The organism is Burkholderia sp. BCC1996, from assembly GCF_905339955.1.
Classification (GTDB): Bacteria; Pseudomonadota; Gammaproteobacteria; order Burkholderiales; family Burkholderiaceae; genus Burkholderia.
On record NZ_CAJPHM010000007.1, the window covers coordinates 181,841 to 201,838 of the forward strand.

At 67.4% G+C, this 19,998-nt stretch carries 18 protein-coding genes; 9 read left to right on the plus strand and 9 right to left on the minus strand.

The annotated features are described in order from the left end of the window. Window position 1 precedes the first annotated feature (1 nt). From U4Z64_RS12565 to U4Z64_RS12590, 6 genes are all read right to left on the minus strand, one after another. Entirely contained in the window at window positions 2-1,267 is a 1,266-nt protein-coding gene (locus tag U4Z64_RS12565; protein ID WP_321820130.1) for a helix-turn-helix domain-containing protein, read from the minus strand. Between the two features lie 194 nt (window positions 1,268-1,461). Continuing rightward, window positions 1,462-2,589, minus strand: coding sequence for an NAD(P)-dependent alcohol dehydrogenase (locus U4Z64_RS12570; RefSeq protein WP_321820131.1), 1,128 nt, complete (start codon window positions 2,587-2,589; stop codon window positions 1,462-1,464). 14 nt (window positions 2,590-2,603) lie between these two features. Continuing rightward, window positions 2,604-4,076 carry a benzaldehyde dehydrogenase gene (locus U4Z64_RS12575; protein WP_321820132.1) on the minus strand — a complete coding sequence of 491 codons (1,473 nt, stop codon included), beginning with the start codon at window positions 4,074-4,076 and terminating at the stop codon, window positions 2,604-2,606. Window positions 4,077-4,570: 494 nt separating this feature from the next. Then, window positions 4,571-5,311 carry a hypothetical protein gene (locus tag U4Z64_RS12580; RefSeq protein WP_321820133.1) on the minus strand — a complete coding sequence of 247 codons (741 nt, stop codon included), beginning with the start codon at window positions 5,309-5,311 and terminating at the stop codon, window positions 4,571-4,573. 290 nt (window positions 5,312-5,601) lie between these two features. Continuing rightward, window positions 5,602-6,171 carry a hypothetical protein gene (locus U4Z64_RS12585; RefSeq protein ID WP_321820134.1) on the minus strand — a complete coding sequence of 190 codons (570 nt, stop codon included), beginning with the start codon at window positions 6,169-6,171 and terminating at the stop codon, window positions 5,602-5,604. Window positions 6,172-6,444: 273 nt separating this feature from the next. Further along, window positions 6,445-6,567 carry a hypothetical protein gene (locus tag U4Z64_RS12590; RefSeq protein ID WP_321797366.1) on the minus strand — a complete coding sequence of 41 codons (123 nt, stop codon included), beginning with the start codon at window positions 6,565-6,567 and terminating at the stop codon, window positions 6,445-6,447. A 498-nt stretch (window positions 6,568-7,065) separates the two neighbouring features. Between U4Z64_RS12590 and U4Z64_RS12595 the strand changes: the two genes are divergently transcribed. From U4Z64_RS12595 to U4Z64_RS12635, 9 genes are all read left to right on the plus strand, one after another. Then, window positions 7,066-8,202: a muconate/chloromuconate family cycloisomerase gene (locus U4Z64_RS12595; RefSeq protein WP_321820135.1), complete on the plus strand. Its 1,137-nt coding sequence runs from the start codon at window positions 7,066-7,068 to the stop codon at window positions 8,200-8,202. 45 nt (window positions 8,203-8,247) lie between these two features. Continuing rightward, window positions 8,248-8,538 carry a muconolactone Delta-isomerase gene (gene catC / locus U4Z64_RS12600; protein WP_321820136.1) on the plus strand — a complete coding sequence of 97 codons (291 nt, stop codon included), beginning with the start codon at window positions 8,248-8,250 and terminating at the stop codon, window positions 8,536-8,538. 74 nt (window positions 8,539-8,612) lie between these two features. Further along, window positions 8,613-9,557, plus strand: coding sequence for a catechol 1,2-dioxygenase (gene catA, locus U4Z64_RS12605; protein WP_321820137.1), 945 nt, complete (start codon window positions 8,613-8,615; stop codon window positions 9,555-9,557). A gap of 116 nt (window positions 9,558-9,673) precedes the next feature. Continuing rightward, entirely contained in the window at window positions 9,674-11,032 is a 1,359-nt protein-coding gene (locus tag U4Z64_RS12610; RefSeq protein ID WP_321820138.1) for a Rieske 2Fe-2S domain-containing protein, read from the plus strand. Beyond that, window positions 11,029-11,517 (plus strand): benzoate 1,2-dioxygenase small subunit, encoded by a 489-nt coding sequence (benB, locus tag U4Z64_RS12615; RefSeq protein WP_321820139.1) that lies wholly within the window; start codon window positions 11,029-11,031, stop codon window positions 11,515-11,517. The genes U4Z64_RS12610 and benB overlap by 4 nt, the downstream gene beginning before the upstream one ends. Window positions 11,518-11,556: 39 nt before the next feature. Further along, window positions 11,557-12,579 (plus strand): benzoate 1,2-dioxygenase electron transfer component BenC, encoded by a 1,023-nt coding sequence (gene benC / locus U4Z64_RS12620; protein ID WP_044843431.1) that lies wholly within the window; start codon window positions 11,557-11,559, stop codon window positions 12,577-12,579. Then, window positions 12,576-13,352 carry a benzoate diol dehydrogenase BenD gene (gene benD, locus U4Z64_RS12625; protein ID WP_044843432.1) on the plus strand — a complete coding sequence of 259 codons (777 nt, stop codon included), beginning with the start codon at window positions 12,576-12,578 and terminating at the stop codon, window positions 13,350-13,352. The genes benC and benD overlap by 4 nt, the downstream gene beginning before the upstream one ends. Before the next feature lie 112 nt (window positions 13,353-13,464). Next, the gene (locus U4Z64_RS12630; protein WP_321820140.1) at window positions 13,465-13,863 is read left to right on the plus strand and encodes a RidA family protein; all 399 of its coding nucleotides are present in this window, start codon (window positions 13,465-13,467) and stop codon (window positions 13,861-13,863) included. Window positions 13,864-13,943: 80 nt separating this feature from the next. Then, the gene (locus tag U4Z64_RS12635) at window positions 13,944-15,290 is read left to right on the plus strand and encodes an MFS transporter (protein WP_321820141.1); all 1,347 of its coding nucleotides are present in this window, start codon (window positions 13,944-13,946) and stop codon (window positions 15,288-15,290) included. A 66-nt stretch (window positions 15,291-15,356) separates the two neighbouring features. On the opposite strand, the gene U4Z64_RS12640 is transcribed toward U4Z64_RS12635, so the two are convergent. The 3 genes from U4Z64_RS12640 to ctaD are packed head-to-tail and all read right to left on the minus strand — an operon-like array spanning window position 15,357 to window position 19,998. Next, a complete protein-coding gene (locus U4Z64_RS12640; protein ID WP_321820142.1) occupies window positions 15,357-16,970 on the minus strand; it encodes a cytochrome c in 1,614 nt (537 codons plus the stop codon). Further along, entirely contained in the window at window positions 16,961-17,362 is a 402-nt protein-coding gene (locus U4Z64_RS12645; RefSeq protein WP_321797346.1) for a cytochrome C oxidase subunit I, read from the minus strand. The genes U4Z64_RS12640 and U4Z64_RS12645 overlap by 10 nt, the downstream gene beginning before the upstream one ends. Next, complete coding sequence (ctaD, locus tag U4Z64_RS12650; RefSeq protein ID WP_321820143.1) at window positions 17,359-19,998, minus strand: cytochrome c oxidase subunit I; 2,640 nt, start codon at window positions 19,996-19,998, stop codon at window positions 17,359-17,361. Before ctaD ends, U4Z64_RS12645 begins: the two co-directional genes overlap by 4 nt.

Here is a 19,998-nt window from a genome sequence, read left to right on the forward strand (position 1 = left end):
CTCACGAATTCCCGAGGGTTCCGCATTTCTTGGTCAACGACGACCGACGAAGTGACATCTTTACTTCGCAAACGGGGGCGACTTCATTTTGGTCTACGCGATGCGGCCCGCCAGTCCTGAGCCCCGCCGCATCGAGCTGCCTGAGCTTCGCATAAAGCGTCGTACGTGAAATACCGAGCTGCCGCGCGGCCGCCGACACATTGCCGTCGTGCTCGCCGAGCGCCCTGCGAATCGCGTCGAGCGACTGTTCGTGCAGGCTCGCCTGAGGGCTGGCGGCCGGCGCCGCGTTGCACACGTCGGCGGCTTCTTCGAGCACATCGGCGTGGCGCGCCGTCGTCGCCCGATCGAGCGGCGCGCGCACCGTGCGCACCCATACGTGGCTACCATCGTCCCGCGCGATCCGCTGCGGCGTGCGCGCCGGCGTCAGCAGGCGGCGCTGTTGCGCGGGCGTCGCATCGGGAAACAGTTGCCGGAGTTCGACCGGCGCGACCGGCCCTTCGGGCGCGAGGTCGAGCATCTGGCGCGCGAGCCGGCTCACCGCGCGCACGCGGCCCGCTTCGTCGAGCGCGACGACCCCGGCGAGCGGCGTGCCGAGCCAGCGTGGATCGTATTGCACCTGCAGCAGATGGCAGTCGCGCAGCATCGCATACAGGCGCTGCTCGGCGGACAGCGCCGCATGCCGGAACTGCTCGCGCAGCTGCACGACATTGCGCCGGCCGATGCCGGTGATGTCGAGCGCGCCGATCACCTCGCCGTCGAAGCCGACCAGCGGCACCGCGAGACAGAACACCCGCGAAAACTCGTCGAGATAGTGCTGCGCGCCCGCAACGACGGCCTCCGTGCCGTCGTGAATCACGCAGCTCGGCGCGGTCGTGCCGATGTTCGGTTCGACGATCCGGCGGCCGGCGACGATCGGCGTCAGCAGCGTGTCGTCGCATTGCGGGCTGCGCCGCGCATGGACGATCGTGCCGCGCGGATTGACGCAGAAGATCGTCCACTCGCTGCCGCCGAACGCGGCCCACAGCTGCTCGATCTCCTGCGCGACGCAGCGCAGCAGCCGCCGGTCCGCGCGCGGTTCGTCGAACTCGCGCTGCATTTCGTAGCGGGCGGTTTGCCACGGCCGGAGCCCGGCGTCGCGCGAACGCAGCCACGAGCGCGCGACGGCGGCCGGCAATGCCGTTTCCGGCAGCGGCTCGCCCGCCGCGAAGCGGGCGCGGAGCCGGTCGAGGTCGACCGGCCGTGCAAGGGATTCGGGGGCCGTCTTCACGCTGCGCTCCATTTGGGGGTCGAGTGTCCGGGGCCGGGCGTGGCGGCCCGGCGTGTCGCGCGAATGCGTAATATAGCCCGGCGCCCGAAGCGCGGTATTTTCCCGACAGGGGCGCCGCCGATCGCAGTCCGATCGCAGCCCGATTGCCGCCCGATAGCCACGATGGCCACCGCTGGCCGGCGGCGCCCCCGCGCTCAATGCGGCAAACGCAGGATCGGCTTGAGCGTGATGCCTTTGCTGCTGTCTTCCGCCGCCTGGTTGATCTGGTCGAGCGGATAGAACTTCACCAGCCGGTCGAACGGAAACCGTCCTTGCAGATACAACTGCACGAGCTGCGGAATGAACGTCTGCGGCACGCTGTCGCCTTCGACGATGCCGCGGATCGTGTGGCCGCCGAGCAGCAGGCTGTTCACGTCGAATTCGGCCTTGGTGCCGAGCTTCGGCGCGCCGACCACGCCCATCGTGCCGCGCGAGCCGAGCGCATCGATCCCTTGCGACAGCACGGCCGGCAGTCCGGTCGACTCGAGCGCGTAGTCGACGCCGCCGCCGGTGATCTCGCGGATCGCGTCGACGACGTCGACTTCCTTGCTGTTGATCGCGTGCGTCGCGCCGAGCTCCAGCGCCAGCGCGAGCCGCGACGGCACGATGTCGACGGCGATGATGGTGGTCGCGCCCGCGACGCGCGCGGCCATCACGGCGCTCATGCCGACCGCGCCCGCGCCGAAGCTCGCGAAGCTGCTGCCCGTGCGTACCGCGAGCGAATTGATCACCGCGCCCGCGCCGGTCTGGATCCCGCAGCCGAGCGGCCCGAGCAGTTCGAGCGGCGCCTGCGTCGGCACCTTGATCGCGTTGTTTTCGCGGGCGACCGCGTAGCTCGCGAACGACGACTGCGCGAAGAAATGATCGTGCAGCGGTTGCCCGGCTGCGTCGCGGATCGCGGTCTGTCCGTCGGCGTCGGCGCCGCCGAAGTTCAACCCGAAGAACTGGCGGCAATATGCACCGTGGCCGCCGACGCACGACGCGCAGTGGCCGCATGCGCCGTAGGTGAGCACGACGTGGTCACCCGCGGCGAGCGTCTTCACGTTCGGGCCGATCGCCTCGACCACGCCGGCGCCTTCATGACCGAGCACCGCCGGCAGCGGCACCGGGTAGTACTGGTCGCGCACGATCAGGTCGGTATGACACAGGCCCGTCGCGACGACGCGCACCAGTACCTCGTCGCCGCGCGGCGCACGGATCCGGGCGGATTCGATCGAGAAGGGCGCGCCGGCGGCACGTGCGACGGCCGCGGTGACGGCGCGCGTATCGTTTTCGGTGTACATGGTCGGTCTCCTCGTCAAAGCGGGTAAAGCGGCGCTTCACCCTTGATCGTCAGCCACTGCCACTGCGTGAATTCTTCCCAGTTCGCGCTGCCGCCGATGCTCGAGCCGTTGCCCGATGCGCCGCCGCCGCCGAACGGGTTGATCACTTCGTCGTTGACCGTCTGGTCGTTGATGTGCAGCAGCCCGGTGTTCAAGCGTTCGCCGATCCTGAGCGCGCGCCCGACGTCGGCGGACAGGATCGCCATCGACAGCCCGTATTCTGTCCGGTTCGCGAGTGCGATCGCCTCGTCGTCCGTATCGAACGGCACGACGATCGCGACCGGCCCGAAGATCTCTTCGTCGAATGCCGGGTTGCCCGGCGCGACGCCGCTCAGCACGGTCGGCTCGAAGAACAGGTCGCGATGGCCGCCGCCCGTCTCGACGCGTGCGCCGGCCCGACGGGCCGCGTCGACCACGCGCGCCGCATGATCGCGCTGCGCGGCGTTGATCAGCGGGCCGAGGCCGACGTCCGCGGTCGCGGGGTCGCCCACCCGCAGGCTTTGTGCCTTCTCGACGAGCTTCGCGACGAAGCGGTCGTGAATCGTGCGCTGCACGAGCACGCGGCCGGTCGCCATGCAGATCTGGCCTTGATGCAGATACGCGCCCCATGCGGTGTTGGCGACGGCGCGATCGAGATCGGCGTCGTCGAGCACCATCAGCGAGTTCTTGCCGCCGAGTTCGAGCGACACCTTCTTCAGGTGGCGGCCCGCCGCTTCGCCGACCTTGCGCCCGGCCGCGGTGGAGCCGGTGAACTGGATCATCGCGACGTGCGGATCGGCGACCAGCGCCGCGCCGGCCGCACCGTCGCCGGGCAGCACGTGCAGCACGCCTTCCGGCAGGCCGGCGAGCTCGAACACGCGGGCGATCGCGACGCCGCCGCACACGGCCGTGCGCGGGTCGGGTTTCAGCACGACTGCGTTGCCGAGCGCGAGCGCCGGTGCGACCGCGCGCATCGCGAGGTACAGCGGGAAGTTGAACGGCGAGATCACACCGACCACGCCGCGCGGGCGGCGGCGCGCGAGCGACAGCCGGCCGGCGGCCGACGGCAGCACTTCGCCGGCCGCGCGCGACGGCAGCCCGGCTGACTCGTGCAGTGCCTTGATCGTGACGGAGGTTTCGAACGACGCCTTCGCGCGCGTCGAGCCGCTTTCGCGCACGAGCCAGTCGACGATCGCATCGAAGTGCGTTTCGGCGACGGCTGCGGCGCGGCGCAGGACCGCCGCGCGGTCGTCGTAGGGCAGGGCGAACCAGGCGGGCTGTGCGCGATGGGCGGTGGCCGATGCGTCGGCGATTGTCCCGGCATCCGCGAGACCGATGCGGCCGAGTGTGTTGCCCGTTGCGGGTTCGATTACGTCGGCCGTGTGCGGGCTCGCGTGCCAGCGGCCGGTGAAGGTCTTGCCGCGCCAGATGTCGGCGTCGAACAGGGCGGTGTTGCTGCTGCTATCCATGTAGTCTCCTCACGAAATTCCGATCGGCCGGAGCGGGCGTTGCGCCGCCCGACCGGCATGCGCGCGAGGGTAGGCGGGTGAGGAGAGGCGGGGCTATACGGGTTTATTCCCACCCGGCGCGGCCGCGCGGGTCGGTGGGTGGCTGCGATTCGGTGTGCGGAAATTGAACAGTCGGTGTGGGGATTGTTGGTGCAGTAGGAGCTGCGCTGTGTCTGATCGCCCCAACCCGTGCCAAGACCTACGCTCAAGCTTCTCCGGATTGGCAGTTACCGACCCAATGCCACCGCTTGGAGCAGCTTCGCCTCTACGGCGGCTGTCGACCCGGAACTGCCGTTCCGATTTCTGACGCCACTATGACTGCTTCCGGGCTACAACGGACGCTTACCCCGCAAAATTGGTCTAGATGCTGTCGGCCTTAGCTTCTGCTCAGGTGCGGGTGTTTGTGAGGCCGCTTTAGATGGCCATACTCTGGACAGCACCTCCCGATAGAAGAGCTATATGTTCAAATCGTGAGGTAGTGGTTCGTTGCGGAGTTCCGCGAGTGTTTTTCCGAATGATGGGTTGTACTTTCTGGCATATTCCAGTGTGACATTTGGAATCGTGAAGCGAGCAACATGTTTTCCACCAAAAACATCTCGCAAACAAATCTTGATTCGAGTTCCTTTGGCGCTCGCCGTAGGAAAGCAATCGCCCCAACTGTCTGATTGCTCGAAATAAACAACCCCATTTTCGGATTGACCAGGCTCCAGATATGTCGAGACGGGAGTCGGTGCATGAATGCTTCTCTGATTCAAGAATGGATAGAGTTTGATGTTATCGCCGATCGCGGTCTGAAAATCCGATATGGCGACGGCCTGGTCATGTAGCCAGAACCATCCAATCCCATACTTGAACCAAGATCGCGTGAATGGAGTTACGTGCCAGTGATACCCGACCGATATCCGTTCGATGCTCGATGCTGCCGATCCAATATTGGAAATCTTTAAATACAGCGCAACTCCGGTTCTATGAATATCGAATTCATTTTGTCTTTTACCTGTGCGAAATGTACATACAAAAGTCGGGCCATCAATCAATCGAATCTTGAACTTCGGCTTGCGACGAAGTGCCGAGAAGATGCCACTGATCCATCCAAGCCCGAGGGTTACCGCGAAAATAGCAACACCGACAACCCCTTGGTTTTCATTTAACCACTTTGCAGTGGTGATGTATGTCTGATAAATGTTTTCGAGCATCTAACGTTTGAGGTAACGAGCCGCTGGAGCACGGAAGACAGGGGACCCTATCGACCCGTTCCTACCGGTCGAACGGTCAGGGTTCCAAGGGCAAGTAGCAAATCGGAACGATCATTCGATGTATTCAATTGAGGACGAGTCATCGACAGAAGCCGCCGTCGGCGAACGGCGGTTATCGTGAGTGCTGCGATGTTGAGCCGGCTAGCCTGTTGCCAGTCGGCCTCGTCTCGAATCTCAATGGTAACCTGTCGCACTACATAATCAGAAAGTGACCGGATGCAATTGTGATGTCAGGGCTTGCTACTCGGCTGGGTTTCGATTTCTTTGATGATCTTGTCAGATAACGTGTTGAGCACCAGGGCGGCGTCAATGAAATCGTCTTTATTGTTAATCCATGCTGCGTGATAGCCGTCCCTCTGAAGCTTCGTTATAGATGAAAGGTCTTCTTTTGTCTTAAATAGAAGGATCGAAAGTTCAGTTACATCTTTCTGGATGGCGCCGCTTTCAACCGCGAGCGCGAGTATGCCAGCAACCTCGGGTACTAAGTCGAAGAAATTGCTGTCAAAGCTTTTCGCTTCTCTCCGAACGCCTAAGAATGATAGCTCGCCGGACTCCTCGTCGAGAAAGTCCGATGTAGCGGACCGGAGCCGGTAGAGGGTTGGTAGTAGTGATGCCTGGGCAATTCGAGAGCGCGCCATTTTTTCAACAGCGGTCTGCTCCAAAGCACGTTTGCTTATTTTGTGCGGAACCCAAAAGGCGGCTACAGCAACTGCAAAAGAAGCAATACTTCCAAACGCTTGAATCGAAGCCGGCCAGTCCAATTTCTCCCCCGATAGTGTTGCATGTGCGAGCTTTGACAAGCGAATGTCAGTGTGGGCGCAGCGGAATCTTACCAGAGTAGGCGTTTGTGGCCGGCATTACGATCATCCTTGAATTCGCGTGGCATGAGGGCGTTTCCCGCACGCAGGGCGACAGGCTCAGTAGCCGAATTGGGCCGTTGTTCGAGTGGAACCGTCGCTCGCATGTCCATGTAACGGTGATCGCGAACGTCACCTGCTGGCCCGGCTGCTGTCCGATGCGGATGCCCGCGCCCGACCCGGAACGGCCCCACGGTGATCCCGGAAAGCGGTCACTCAATGTACCTCGCCTTCGGCTTGCCACACGCCGAAAACAGTGAACTGGTGGGTGTCGAGCACGCCCTTCTGGAACCTCTGGAGCCAGCCGGGCCCCCAGGTCGCGCCACCCCTCGTGCTCATGCTGACGTCCATAGGCAACGTAACACCTGAATGCCACGGCATCGCGCCTCCTGCAGCAGCTACGGCGTGTACTGTCAGCTTCTGATGGATGAGGAGCCTCTGCGTCGGGCGTCGATATCCGCGTACCGATGTTTTTCGTTCGTCCGCAGAAACCGACGCCGAAGCCGAAGACCGGACGGCCAACCCCGCGTGTTTCCCCTCAGGAAAACCCTGATCGGCTCAGGCAGCCCACCGGTTTTCAGCCGATTTCCCCCCACCGAAAGCAGCCGCACCGCACCCCCGCCCAAGCAACACCCCGGACACGCAAGACCGCGCTCCAGCAAGCCTCTCAGCCTGCATACCTAGCCAAAAAAGGTATGGTGCGCCGCAATATCAAGCGCATTCAAGCGATTTTCAATACCTCCCAGGTATCAAAAAGCGAGACCAAAAGTATTGGACGCTCCATTTCCCCGCCGCGTATAAATCCGTCCCATGAACTCCCCACACGCAGCGTGCCCCATGTCCTCAGTCACCATCGAACGCATTGAAACCCGCCTCGTCGACCTGCCGACGGTCCGTCCGCACAAGCTGTCGGTCGCCACGATGCACGGCCAGACGCTGATGCTGGTGAAGGTGACCTGCAGCGACGGCGTGACGGGCCTCGGCGAAGGCACGACGATCGCCGGGATGGCCTACGGCCCGGAGAGCCCGGAGGCGATGAAGCTCGCGATCGACGCGTATCTCGCACCCGCGATCATCGGCCGCGACGCGACGCGCATCCAGACGCTGATGGCGTTCCTCGGCAAGCTCGCGAAGGTCAATCATTTCGCGAAGAGCGCGCTCGAAACCGCGCTGCTCGACGCGCACGGCAAGCGCCTCGGCGTGCCGGTCAGCGAACTGCTCGGCGGCCGCCGGCGCGATCGCCTGCCGGTCGCGTGGACGCTCGCATCGGGCAACACCGCGACCGATATCGCCGAAGCCGAACGGATGCTCGACCTGCGCCGCCACAACGTGTTCAAGCTGAAGATCGGCGCGAAGGCGCTCGACGCGGACATCCGGCACGTGGCCGAGATCAAGCGGGCAGTGGGCGAGCGCGCCTCGGTGCGCGTCGACGTGAACATGGCATGGAGCGAAACGCAGGCCGCGCGCGCGATTCCGGCGCTGGCCGATGCCGGCTGCGAACTGGTCGAGCAGCCGGTCGCGTCGGCCGCGGCGCTCGCACGGCTGATGCGCCGCTTCCCGGTCGCGCTGATGGCCGACGAAATCCTGCAGGGCCCGGACAGCGCGTTCGAGATCGCGAAGCAGCACGGCGCGGACGTGTTCGCGATCAAGATCGAGCAAAGCGGCGGCCTGTTCGCGGCGCAACGCGTCGCGGCGATCGCGGATGCGGCCGGCATCGAGCTGTACGGCGGCACGATGCTCGAAGGCGCGTTCAGCACGGTCGCGTCCGCGCATCTGTTCGCGAGCTTCGCGAACCTGCAGTGGGGCACCGAACTGTTCGGACCGCTACTGATTACCGAAGAGATTCTCGCGACCCCGCTCGACTACAGCGATTTCGAGCTGACCGTGCCGAGCGGCCCGGGCCTCGGCATCGAACTCGACGAAGCGAAGGTCGCGCGCTTCACCCGCGACGGGCTGACGAAAGTCGCCCGCTGACCGGCTAATACCCGCGACAACCCGCTCACGTACCAGGACATCACGATGCTTTTCCACGTACGCATGGACGTCAACCTCCCGGCCGACCTGCCGCCCGCGGTGGCCGACGAGATCAAGACCCGCGAGAAGGCGTACTCGCAGGAGCTGCAGCGCAGCGGCAAGTGGCGCCACATCTGGCGCATCGCCGGCGAATACGCGAACTACAGCGTGTTCGACGTGTCGGGCAATGCCGAGCTGCACGAGATCCTGACCGGCCTGCCGCTGTTCCCGTACATGAAGATTTCGGTGACGCCGTTGTGTCGCCACCCGTCGTCGATACACGACGGCGACGTTTGAGCCACGGAGCCGCCGCTTCTGCAACGGCGAGCACCCCGGGTCACCTTTCCCCAAATACACGTGGAGACACCATCATGAGCGTCAAAGTTTTCGAAACCAAGGAAGTGCAGGATCTGCTGAAGGCCGCGTCGAACGCGGGCGCGAACGGCGCGAACGGCGGCGACGCGCGCACGCAGCAGATCGTGCTGCGGCTGCTCGGCGACCTGTTCAAGGCGATCGACGACCTCGACATCACGCCCGACGAAGTGTGGGCCGGCGTGAACTACCTGAACAAGCTCGGCCAGGACGGCGAAGCGGCGCTGCTCGCGGCCGGCCTCGGCCTCGAGAAGTATCTCGACATCCGGATGGACGCCGAGGACGAGGCGATCGGCCTGGACGGCGGCACGCCGCGCACGATCGAAGGCCCGCTGTACGTCGCCGGCGCGCCGGTGCGCGACGGCGTCGCGAAGATCGATCTCGACGCGGACGAAGGTGCGGGCCCGCTCGTGATCCACGGCACCGTGAAGGATCTCGACGGCAAGCCGGTGGCCGGCGCGCTGGTCGAATGTTGGCACGCGAACTCGCACGGCTTCTATTCGCACTTCGACCCGACCGGCGCGCAGAGCGAGTTCAACCTGCGCGGCGCGGTGAAGACGGGCGCGGACGGCAAGTACGAGTTCCGCACGCTGATGCCGGTCGGCTACGGCTGCCCGCCGCAGGGCGCGACGCAGCAGCTGCTCGACCGCCTCGGCCGCCACGGCAACCGCCCGGCGCACGTGCACTTCTTCGTGACGAGCGACGGCCACCGCAAGCTGACGACCCAGTTCAACATCGACGGCGACCCGCTGATCTGGGACGACTTCGCGTATGCGACCCGCGAGGAGCTGATCCCGCCCGTCACCGGCAAGACCGGCGGCGCCGCGCTCGGGCTGAAGGCCGACGCGTACCAGGACATCGAGTTCGACTTCGTCCTGACGCCGCGCGTCGAGGGCAAGGACAACCAGATCGTCGAACGCCTGCGCGCTTCCGCCACGGCATAACCGCCCGACGGCTCGGCGGCGCGCAGGCGCCGCCGCCGGCCGGGCTCCCGCGAGATTCAATCGATACCGATGCGAGCGTGCTTGCAGGACCCGGCACGCGCACAGGAGGAACCAACATGTCCGCCACGATCGACCCCACCACCGAACTGGACCACCTGCTCGCCACCGCCGTGCAGGACGACAAGGAGGCCGGCATCTTCCGCTGCCGCCGCGACATCTTCACGAACGAGGCGCTGTACGAGCTCGAGATGAAGCACATCTTCGAGCGCAACTGGGTGTACCTCGCGCACGAAAGCCAGATCCCGAACAACAACGATTACTACACGACGTGGATCGGCCGCCAGCCGGTCGTCATCACGCGCGACAAGACCGGCGAGCTGCACGCGGTGATCAATGCATGCGCGCACAAGGGCGCGATGCTGTGCCGCCGCAAGCACGGCAACAAGGGCAGCTTCACGTGCCCGTTCCACGGCTGGACCTTCTCGAACACCGGCAAGCTGCTGAAGGTGAAGGACGAGAAGACGACCGAGTATCCGGTGCAGTTCAACACGCACGGCTCGCACGACCTGAAGAAGGTCGCGCGCTTCCAGAACTATCGCGGCTTCCTGTTCGGCAGCCTCAGCGACGACGTGCTGCCGCTCGAGGACTACCTCGGCGAGGCGCGCGTGATCATCGACCAGATCGTCGACCAGGCGCCGAACGGCCTCGAAGTGCTGCGCGGCAACTCCTCCTACATCTACGAAGGCAACTGGAAGATGCAGATGGAGAACGGCTGCGACGGCTATCACGTGAGCACCGTGCACTGGAACTACGCGGCGACGATGGGCCGCCGCAAGGAGGACGGCACCAAGGCCGTCGACGCGAACAGCTGGAGCAAGTCGGTCGCGGGCGTATACGGATTCGACCACGGCCACATCCTGCTGTGGACCAAGACGATGAACCCCGAAGTGCGGCCCGTGTACCAGCACCGCGACGAGATCAAGGCGCGCGTGGGCGAAGTGCAGGCCGACTTCATCGTGAACCAGACGCGCAACCTGTGCGTGTACCCGAACGTGTTCCTGATGGACCAGTTCAGCACGCAGATCCGCGTGGTGCGCCCGCTCGGCGTCGACAAGACCGAAGTCAGCATCTTCTGCTTCGCGCCGAAGGGCGAGAGCGACGCCGACCGCGAGACGCGGATCCGCCAGTACGAGGACTTCTTCAACGTGAGCGGCATGGGCACGGCCGACGACCTCGAGGAGTTCCGCGCGTGCCAGGCCGGCTACGCGGGCATCACGGCGATGTGGAACGATCTGTCGCGCGGCGCGCCGCTGTGGATCGACGGGCCGGACGAGAACGCGAAACGGATGGGGCTGAACCCGCGCATGTCGGGCGAGCGCAGCGAGGACGAAGGGCTGTTCGTGTGCCAGCACGAACACTGGGTGCACGTGATGCGCGATGCGCTGAAGCAGGAACGCGGGGAGGTGGCAGCATGAACATCGATTACCGGACCATCTGCGCGGCGCTGTATCGCGAAGCGCGCCTGCTCGACGACCGCGAGTGGGACGCGTGGCTCACCTGCTACACGGAAGACGTCACGTACTGGATGCCCGCGTGGGACGACGACGACCGGCCGACCGACGATCCGCACAGCCAGATCTCGCTGATGTACTACGCGGATCGCGGCGGCCTCGAGGACCGCGTGTTCCGGATCAAGACCGAGCGCAGCGGCGCGTCGACGCCCGAGCCGCGCACCAGCCACAACGTGACGAACGTCGAGGTGCTGGCCGAGCGCGACGGCGAGGTGGACGTGCGCTACAACTTCCACACGCTGAACCACCGCTACCGCGTGACCGATCACTTCTTCGGCACGATGTTCGTCACGTTGCGCCAGGTGGGCGAAGCGCTGCTGATCTCGAACAAGAAGATCGTGCTGAAGAACGACTACATCCGGCAGGTGCTCGACGTGTACCACGTCTGACGCCGATTGTTTCGACCAGTAACACAGGGAGACGAGGTCATGTCCACCTACAAGATTGCACTGAACTTCGAGGACGGGGTCACCCGCTTCATCGACTGCAAGGCCGGCGAGAAGGTGCTCGACGCCGCGTTCCGCGCGAAGATCAACCTGCCGATGGACTGCTCCGACGGCGTGTGCGGCACCTGCAAGTGCCGCGCCGAAAGCGGCAGCTACGACCTCGGCGACGACTACATCGACGACGCGCTCACCGAGGACGAGAAGGACGGCGGCCTCGTGCTGACGTGCCAGATGGTGCCGCACAGCGATTGCGTGATCGCGGTGCCGAGCTCGTCGGTCGCGTGCAAGACCGGCCACAGCGCGTTCGCCGCGACCGTGACGAAGGTCGACCCGCACAACGACGCGGCGATCGTGCTCGAACTCGACGTCGACGCGGCCGCACCGGTGTTCCTGCCGGGCCAGTACGTGAACATCGGTGTGCCGGGCAGCGGCCAGCACCGCTCGTACTCGTTCTCGTCCGCGCCGGGCGACACGAAGGTCGGATTCCTGATCAAGAAGATTCCGGGCGGCGTGATGAGCACGTGGCTCGAATCGGCCAAGCCCGGCGACACGCTCGAACTGAACGGGCCGCTCGGCAGCTTCTACCTGCGCGACGTCGCGCGGCCGCTGCTGTTCCTCGCGGGCGGCACGGGTCTCGCGCCGTTCCTGTCGATGCTCGAGGTGCTCGCGCGCAGCGGTTCGCAGCAGAAGGTGCACCTGATCTACGGCGTGACGCGCGATCTCGACCTCGTGCTGGTCGACGCGATCGAAGCGTATGCGGCGAAGCTGCCGAACTTCAGCTTTGCGACGGTCGTCGCCGATCCGGCGTCGAGCCACGAACGCAAGGGCTGGGTCACGCAGCACATTCCGGCCGATGCGCTGAACGACGGCGACGTGGACGTCTATCTGTGCGGCCCGCCGCCGATGGTCGACGCGGTGCGCCAGTACTTCGACGATCAAGGCGTGAAGCCCAACAGCTTCCACTACGAGAAGTTCACCCCGAACGTGACGGCAAAGGCGGCATGACCATGCAACGATTCTCCGGAAAGGTCGTCGTCGTCACCGGCGCGGCGCAGGGCATCGGCCGCGGCGTCGCGCTGCGCGCGGCGGCCGAGGGCGGCCAGGTGCTGTTCGTCGACCGCGCGGACTTCGTGGCCGAGGTGGCCGCCGAAGCGGCGGGTGGCAACACGGCCGGCTTCGTCGCGGATCTCGAGACCTACGACGGCGCGCGCGCGGCGATGGCGTGCGCGGTCGCGACGTTCGGCCGGATCGACGTGCTGATCAACGGGGTCGGCGGCGCGATCCGGATGCGGCCGTTCGCCGAGTTCGAACCCGAGCAGATCGACGCCGAAATCCGCCGCTCGCTGATGCCGACGCTCTACAGCTGCCATGCGGTGCTGCCGCACCTGCTGGCCGCGGGCGGCGGCACGATCGTCAACGTATCGTCGAACGCGACCCGCGGGATTCGCCGCGTGCCGTACTCGGCGGCGAAAGGCGGCGTCAATGCGCTGACAGCGGCGCTCGCGATGGAATACGCGGAGCACAACGTCCGCGTGGTCGCGACCGCGCCGGGCGGCACCACGGCGCCGCCGCGCCGCGTGCCGCGCAATGCGGCCGGCGACAACGCGCAGGAGCAGGCGTGGATGGCCGAAGCGGTGCGGCAGGTGACCGATTCGACGTTCTTCAAACGCTACGGCACGCTCGACGAACAGATCGCGCCGATCCTGTTCCTCGCGTCGGACGAGGCGAGCTACATCACCGGCACGGTGCTGCCGGTCGCGGGTGGCGATACGGGTTGAGGGGCGCGCTTCTTCCGACACGTGCGCGCCGCAGTCCGGCGTGCGCGCGAACGACCATCCAGCAACCATCCAACAACCGGCCGGCGCCGACGTGCCGGCCCCGGAGACACTCATGCCCAAACGCGAAGCGATCATCCCCGCCGGAATGGAAGCCGTGTACGAAAAAATCGGCTACGCGCCGGCGGTCAAGGTCGGAGATACCGTCTATGTATCCGGCCAGATCGGCCGCGATGCCGCGATGCAGCTCGTCGAAGGCCGCGAGGCGCAAATCGTGCAGGCGTTCGAGAACCTGAAGCGGGTGCTCGAGGCGGCCGGCGCATCGCTCGACGACGTGGTCGACCTGACGACCTTCCACACCGACATGCGCGACCTGCCGCTGTTCATGGAGGTACGCGACCGCTATCTGCATGCGCATCCGCGGCCCGCGTGGACCGCGGTCGGCGCGCACATGCTCGGCGGCTCGCCCGGTTACATCGTCGAAATCAAGGCCGTCGCGGTGCGGGCGGACTGATACGCGACCCCTTCACGCCGTAATTCAAAAACGATAAACGGATCGCCCCGCAACGACGGCGCGATCCTGGAGACGCTTTCATGACTGTTTCTTCCGTTCGCTCGATTCCCGCGTTGATCGACGACGCGCCGCTCGGCGCGTTGCAGATTCGCGTACTCGCGCTGTGCGTGCTGATCGCGCTGCTCGACGGCTTCGACACGCAGGCGATCGCGTTTACCGGCCCGGCGATCCTCGCGTCGTTCCGGCTGCCGGCCGGCGCGCTCGCCCCGATCCTGACCGCCGGGATCGTCGGCATGACGATCGGCGCGATGACGCTCGGCCTCGTCGGCGACCGCATCGGCCGCCGGCCGGCGATCATGATCGGCCTTGCTCTGTTCGGCAGCGCGACGCTCGCAACCGCGTGGGCCGGCGACCCGCGCCACATCCTCGCGCTGCGCTTCGTCGCGGGGCTCGGGATGGGCGGCTGCACGCCGGTGCTGCTCGCGCTCGCGGCCGAATACTGTCCGGCCCGCCTGCGCGGCGCGGTGATGACGGGCGTGCTGCTCGGCCTGCCCGCCGGCGCGATGCTCGGCGGGCTGCTCGCCGCGCGCATGCTGCCGGTGATCGGCTGGCCGGGGATCTTCGTCGTGGGCGGCGCGGCGCCGCTCGCGGTGCTCGGCCTCGTCACGCTGCTGCTGCCGGAGTCGCTGTTTTATCTGGCGTCGCGTGACGACGCACGCGCGCAGCAGCGGGTGCGGGCGACGCTGTCGAAGATCGTCGCGCAGGCGCTGCCGTCCGACGCGCGCCTGTCCGTGCCCGAAGAGGCGACGACGAAAGCGAGCGTCGCCGCGCTGTTCCGCGACGGCCACGCGGGCAACACGCTCGGCATCTGGGCGATCTACCTGCTGAACTGGATCGCATGGTTCATGCTGCTGTCGTGGCTGCCAACGGTGCTGAAGGCGGCCGGCCTGACCGCGCAGCAGGCGCCGGTCGGCACCGTGATCGTCAATGCGGTGTTCATCGTCTGCGCGATCCCGCTGTCGATCGTGCTGCCGCGCGTGAATACGCGCAACCTGCTCGGCGCGATGTTCGCGTCCGGCATCGCGATCGCGCTCGCCCTCGGCTACGCCGGCACGAACTGGGCGCTGGTGTTCGCGCTCGTCGGCGCGGCCGGGTTCGGCATCGGCGGGCAGCAGATCGCGCTGAACTACCTGATCGTCGGCGCGTATCCGACCGCGCTGCGCGCGACCGCGACCGGCTGGGCGATCGGGATGGGCCGCGCGGGCGCGATCGCCGGCTCGGCCGTCGGCGGCACGTTCCTGGCGTGGGGCGGGCCGTCCGGATTCTTCCTCGCGCTGGCCGTGCCGCTCGCGGGCGCCGCGCTTGCCACGCTCTGCCTGCGCCCGGGCCGGTCCGACGTCGAAGCGGCGCCGGCGATGCCGCACTGAGCGCGTGAACCGGCCGGTCCGGTTCGTACGGTTCGATTAGTCATACATGTCGATCGCGACCGGGGTTCAGCGGTGGATCGCCGCCCGCAACCGTCTCACATCCTGCTCCGACACCGGTGCGGCGCGATTGCCCCACGCGCCGCGCACATAGCTGACCACTGCGGCGATCTCGCTGCTGGTCAGCGCACCGCGCATCGCCGGCATCCGCTGCACGGGCCCGTGCGTGCCGGGCGCCGGCCGTGCGCCTTCGACGACGATCCGGATCGCGCTGGTCGGATCGGCCGCGAGCACGGCGGAATTGCCGGCGAGCGGCGGCCCGCGCTCGGGCACGCCCGCGCCGTCGGCGCCGTGGCAACGCGCACAGAATGCTGCATACACGCCGGCTCCCGGCGCTTGCTGGCCGCCTTCCGGCCGCGGCCCGGCAGCCGTCAGCCGCGGGACGCCGACGCCGAGCGGATTCGTCGCGGCGGTCGGTTGCGCGGGCAACGACTTCAGGTACACGGCGATCGCGTGGCGGTCCGCATCCGTCAGCCGCGCGGTGCTCTCGGCGACGACCGGTGCCATCGCGCCGAACACCGCACTGCGCACCGCGTGGCCGCTGCGCAGGAACGCGGCGAGGTCGTCGGTGGTCCAGCGCCCGAGGCCGTCCGCATCCGCGCCGGTCAGGTTCGGCGCGAACCAGTGATCGTTGATGCCGCCCGTCAGGAACGCGGGACTGCGTTCGTCGTAGCCGCGCTCGTTGTAGGCCGGGCCGCGCGGCGTATGGCATGCGCCGCAGTGCCCGAGCCCCTGCACGAGATACGCGCCGCGATTCCATTCCGACGATTGCGACGGCTGCGGCGCGAAACGGTCGTGGTTCGCGAACGCGAGGCTCCACAGCGCGAGCGCCCAGCGCTGGTTGAACGGAAACGGCAGTTGCGTGCGCTTCGCAGCGTTCGCGGACGGCGCCACGCCGCGCATGAAATACGCGTACAGCGCGCGCACGTCGTCGTCGGTCATGCGCGCGAACGACGGATACGGCATCGCCGGATAGAGCCGGCTGCCGTCCGCGCGCACGCCGCGCCGCAACGCGTCGTCGAACTGCCGCAGCGTGTAGTCGCCGATGCCGTGCGCCGTGTCCGGCGTGATGTTCGGCGCATAGATCGGTCCGAACGGGGAATTCACCGGCTGGCCGCCCGCGTACGGTGTGTGGTCGGCCGCGTCGTGGCAGGCCGCGCAGTCGCCGGCGAACGCGAGATAGCGGCCGCGCGCGATGGTCGCGGCATCGGCGCTCGCGGCGGCGGCGGCTACGACCGGGCGACGGGCGGCGGCCGCGGAGGCCGCGGATGCCGCATCGCGCGGCGTGGCGGATGCCCCCGAGGCTGCCGAATCCGACGCCGTCGCATCGCGCGACCGCGACAGCCGCCGATCGCTTTCCACCCGCGCCGACATCGACGCCCCGGCATCGGCCGCCGACGCGCGAATCTTCACGAACCGCCAGCCCGACGCGGGCTCGGCTGCTTCGGCCGCCGACGCGGCGTCGGCCGTATCGCCGGCGGACATCGCGTGGTCGTCGCGCTGCATGTCGCATGCAGCGAGCACGGCGCACGCGGCGAGCGCAACGCGGGCGCGGCGCCCCGGAACGCGACGCGCCGGGCGCGAAACGATCGAAGCGAGCGCAGCGAACGAGATCAGCGCCATGGACTGCACGGCCCCAGGAAAGCAGTGACGATCCCCGTGAACACGAGACCGATCACGAACCCGAGCGCGGCGAGCATCCCGCAGCGCGCGAGGAATCGCGTGCTGTCGTCGCGCGTCGCGGCCTGCACATCGGCGTCATGCCGGCGTTGCCAGGTGCGCACGAGCCACGTGGCGAAGACGGCCGCCAGCGCGAACGCGCACGCGGCGATCAGCGCGAGCCACACGCCGACGTGCGCCCAGCGCGGCACCGCCTGCGCGACGCCGAGCGGATAGCAGGCGGTCGACGCGAGCGTTTCGGACGCGAGCATCTGCGCGAACCACAGCGCGGGCGCGCCGACCAGGCCGGCCGCGATCGCGAGCAAGGGCGTCCACGAGCGTCGCGCGCCGTTCATCCCGGGCTCCTGAGCCAGTACGGCGACACGTACAGCGCGGTGAAGATGAACAGCCACACGATGTCGACGAAGTGCCAGTAGAGCCCGCCGACCGTCAGCGCGACGCGTCGCTCGCGGCCGAAGAAGCCGGCGGCGGTCCACCCGGCGAGCAGCGCGAGGATCACGAGGCCGGCCACCACGTGTGCGAGGTGGAAGCCGGTGATCGTGAAGTACAGGCTGCCGTACAGATGCGCGGTCGGGCCGTACGGATGGTCGCGCCACTCGTGCAGTTGCACGAGCGCGAACGCGGCGCCGAGCGCCAGCGCGACGGCGAGCGCGGCCACCGCGCGGGGCTGCCTGCCGGCCCGCACCGCGCGCTCGGCGAGCCACACGAACCCGCTGCTCGACAGCAGCACGACCGTATTTCCGGCCGCGAGCCCGAGCTTCGGCATCCCTTCGGGCGGCCACGGCGCGGCCGCTTGCGACTGCAGGTAGAAATAGCAGAACAGCAGGTAGCCGAACAGTCCGGCCTCGGTCACGATCAGCGTGATGACGCCCCACCAGCCGCCCGCGCGTTCGCCGTAACTGCCGACCGGCAACGGCTCGACGCACGCGGCCGGCGCGCCGGGCGGCACCGCGGCCGACGGCGGCCGTTCCGGATCCAGCCCGGCGGCCGCCGACGGCGCCTGCGTGGTATCGCGGGCCGGCCGGCGCGCGCGCTGCCCGAGCGTGCGGCGCGGCCATAGCCACACGGCGGTCCCGATCGCGCAGCCGGCGACGGCCGCGCACACGAGCGTCGGCGAGCGCGCCAGCATCGCGGCGCACACCGCGGTCGCGAGCAGCGCGAGCACGAACGGCACGCTGCTGTCTTCGGGCATCTTCAGGATCGCGCTCGGCGTCGCCGCGAGCGGCGTGACGGCGAGCGCCTCGCGCCCGTCCGCGAGCCGGTAGCCGACCTGCACGCTGGTGCGCTTCGCGTCGTCGTGCGTTTCCCACAGCGGGTGCCGCGACGCCACGAGCGGCAGCACCGCGAAGTTGTACACGGGCGCGGGCGACGCGACCGACCATTCGAGCCCGGCCGCGCCCCACGGATTGCCGCCGGCGCGCGCGCCGCGCCGCGCGCTGACCAGCGCGTTGACGACGAACATCACGATCCCGATGCCGAACACGAACGAACCGATCGTCGTCAGCAGGTTCGACGTGTCCCAGCCCATTCCGGACGGATAGGTATAGATGCGGCGCGGCATCCCGAGCAGCCCGGAGACGTGCATCGGGAAGAAGCCGAGGTTGAAGCCGGCCAGCACGACCCAGAACGTCAGGCGTCCGAAGCGCTCGTTCATCATCCGCCCGGTGAATTTCGGGAACCAGTACGTGAGCCCGCCGAGCACCGGGAACACGTTGATGCCGAGCAGCACGTAATGCAGGTGCGCGACGACGAAATACGTGTCGGTCAGCTGCCAGTCGAGCGGCACCGCGGCCGTCATCACGCCGGACACGCCGCCGATCACGAACATCAGCACGAAGCCCGCGAAATACAGGAACGGCGTGCGGAACACCGGGCGGCCGGTCCAGATCGTCGCGAGCCACGCGAACACCGCGACCGCGCTCGGGATCGAGATCAGCATGCTCGCCGCGCCGAAGAACGCGAGCGCGAGCGGCGCGATGCCGGTCGCGAACATGTGGTGGACCCACACCTCGAAGCCGATCAGCATCGTCGCCACCGTCGATACCGCGACGGCCTCGTACGCGACGAGCGGCCGGCGGCAGAAGGTCGGCAGCGCGTCCGACACGATCCCCATCGCGGGCAGCACGACCACGTACACCCACGGGTGCGCGAACATCCAGAACAGGTGCTGCCACAACAGCGGCCGCCCGCCGTTCGCGACGTCGAAGAAGTGTGTGCCGGCGTTTCGGTCGAGCCACAGCAGCAGGAACGCGAGGCTCACGGACGGCACCGCGACGAGGTTCGCGACCGATGCGGTGAGCGTGCCCCACACGATGATCGGCAGCCGGTCGATCGACATCCCGTGCGCGCGCATCCGCAGCAGCGTGACGACGAAGTTTGCGGCGCCGCCTGTCGTCGAGATGCCGAGCAGGATCATGCCGAGCGCATAGATGTCGATGTTCGCGCCGGCGCTGTAGTCGAGCGACGTGAGCGGCACGTAATTGAACCAGCCGCCGTCCGGCACCGCGCCGAGCGGGAAGCTCGCATACAGGAACAGCCCGGCGAACAGGAACGCCCAGTACGAGAATGCGTTCAGGCGCGGGAACGCCATGTCGCGCGAGCCGAGCATCAGCGGCCACAGGTAGTTCGCGAAGCCGGACAGCACCGGCAGCGCGTACAGGAAGATCATCGTGACGCCGTGCATCGTGAACAGCGCGTCGTATTGCGCAGGCGTGAGCACCGTCGCATCCGGCCGCGCGAGCTGGATGCGCATCACGAGCGCCTCGACGCCGCCGAGCAGCAGGAACGCGAACGCGGTGACGATGTAGCGCAGCCCGATGCGCTTGTGGTCGACCGTGCCGAGCCAGCCGCGCCAGCCCGGTTCCGACTCCCACAGGCCGGCCAGTTCGCGCTCGTGCGCGGAGCCGGGCGGCGCTTCGCCGAGGTCCGGCACGCGGCTGAGCGGGGCGGGCGGGTCGCGGGCAACGGCCAT

Excerpts from the sequence above, each read along its gene's own strand:
- U4Z64_RS12590 (WP_321797366.1), bottom strand. The coding sequence starts at position 6,567 with ATGAGCACGAGGGGTGGCGCGACCTGGGGGCCCGGCTGGCTCCAGAGG.
- U4Z64_RS12635 (WP_321820141.1), top strand. The coding sequence starts at position 13,944 with ATGACTGTTTCTTCCGTTCGCTCGATTCCCGCGTTGATCGACGACGCG.
- benC (WP_044843431.1), top strand. The coding sequence starts at position 11,557 with ATGTCCACCTACAAGATTGCACTGAACTTCGAGGACGGGGTCACCCGC.
- U4Z64_RS12570 (WP_321820131.1), bottom strand. The coding sequence starts at position 2,589 with ATGTACACCGAAAACGATACGCGCGCCGTCACCGCGGCCGTCGCACGT.
- U4Z64_RS12630 (WP_321820140.1), top strand. The coding sequence starts at position 13,465 with ATGCCCAAACGCGAAGCGATCATCCCCGCCGGAATGGAAGCCGTGTAC.
- U4Z64_RS12575 (WP_321820132.1), bottom strand. The coding sequence starts at position 4,076 with ATGGATAGCAGCAGCAACACCGCCCTGTTCGACGCCGACATCTGGCGC.
- catA (WP_321820137.1), top strand. The coding sequence starts at position 8,613 with ATGAGCGTCAAAGTTTTCGAAACCAAGGAAGTGCAGGATCTGCTGAAG.
- U4Z64_RS12610 (WP_321820138.1), top strand. The coding sequence starts at position 9,674 with ATGTCCGCCACGATCGACCCCACCACCGAACTGGACCACCTGCTCGCC.
- U4Z64_RS12645 (WP_321797346.1), bottom strand. The coding sequence starts at position 17,362 with ATGAACGGCGCGCGACGCTCGTGGACGCCCTTGCTCGCGATCGCGGCC.
- U4Z64_RS12640 (WP_321820142.1), bottom strand. The coding sequence starts at position 16,970 with ATGGCGCTGATCTCGTTCGCTGCGCTCGCTTCGATCGTTTCGCGCCCG.
- benD (WP_044843432.1), top strand. The coding sequence starts at position 12,576 with ATGACCATGCAACGATTCTCCGGAAAGGTCGTCGTCGTCACCGGCGCG.
- U4Z64_RS12595 (WP_321820135.1), top strand. The coding sequence starts at position 7,066 with ATGTCCTCAGTCACCATCGAACGCATTGAAACCCGCCTCGTCGACCTG.
- ctaD (WP_321820143.1), bottom strand. The coding sequence starts at position 19,998 with ATGGCCGTTGCCCGCGACCCGCCCGCCCCGCTCAGCCGCGTGCCGGAC.
- U4Z64_RS12580 (WP_321820133.1), bottom strand. The coding sequence starts at position 5,311 with ATGCTCGAAAACATTTATCAGACATACATCACCACTGCAAAGTGGTTA.
- benB (WP_321820139.1), top strand. The coding sequence starts at position 11,029 with ATGAACATCGATTACCGGACCATCTGCGCGGCGCTGTATCGCGAAGCG.
- catC (WP_321820136.1), top strand. The coding sequence starts at position 8,248 with ATGCTTTTCCACGTACGCATGGACGTCAACCTCCCGGCCGACCTGCCG.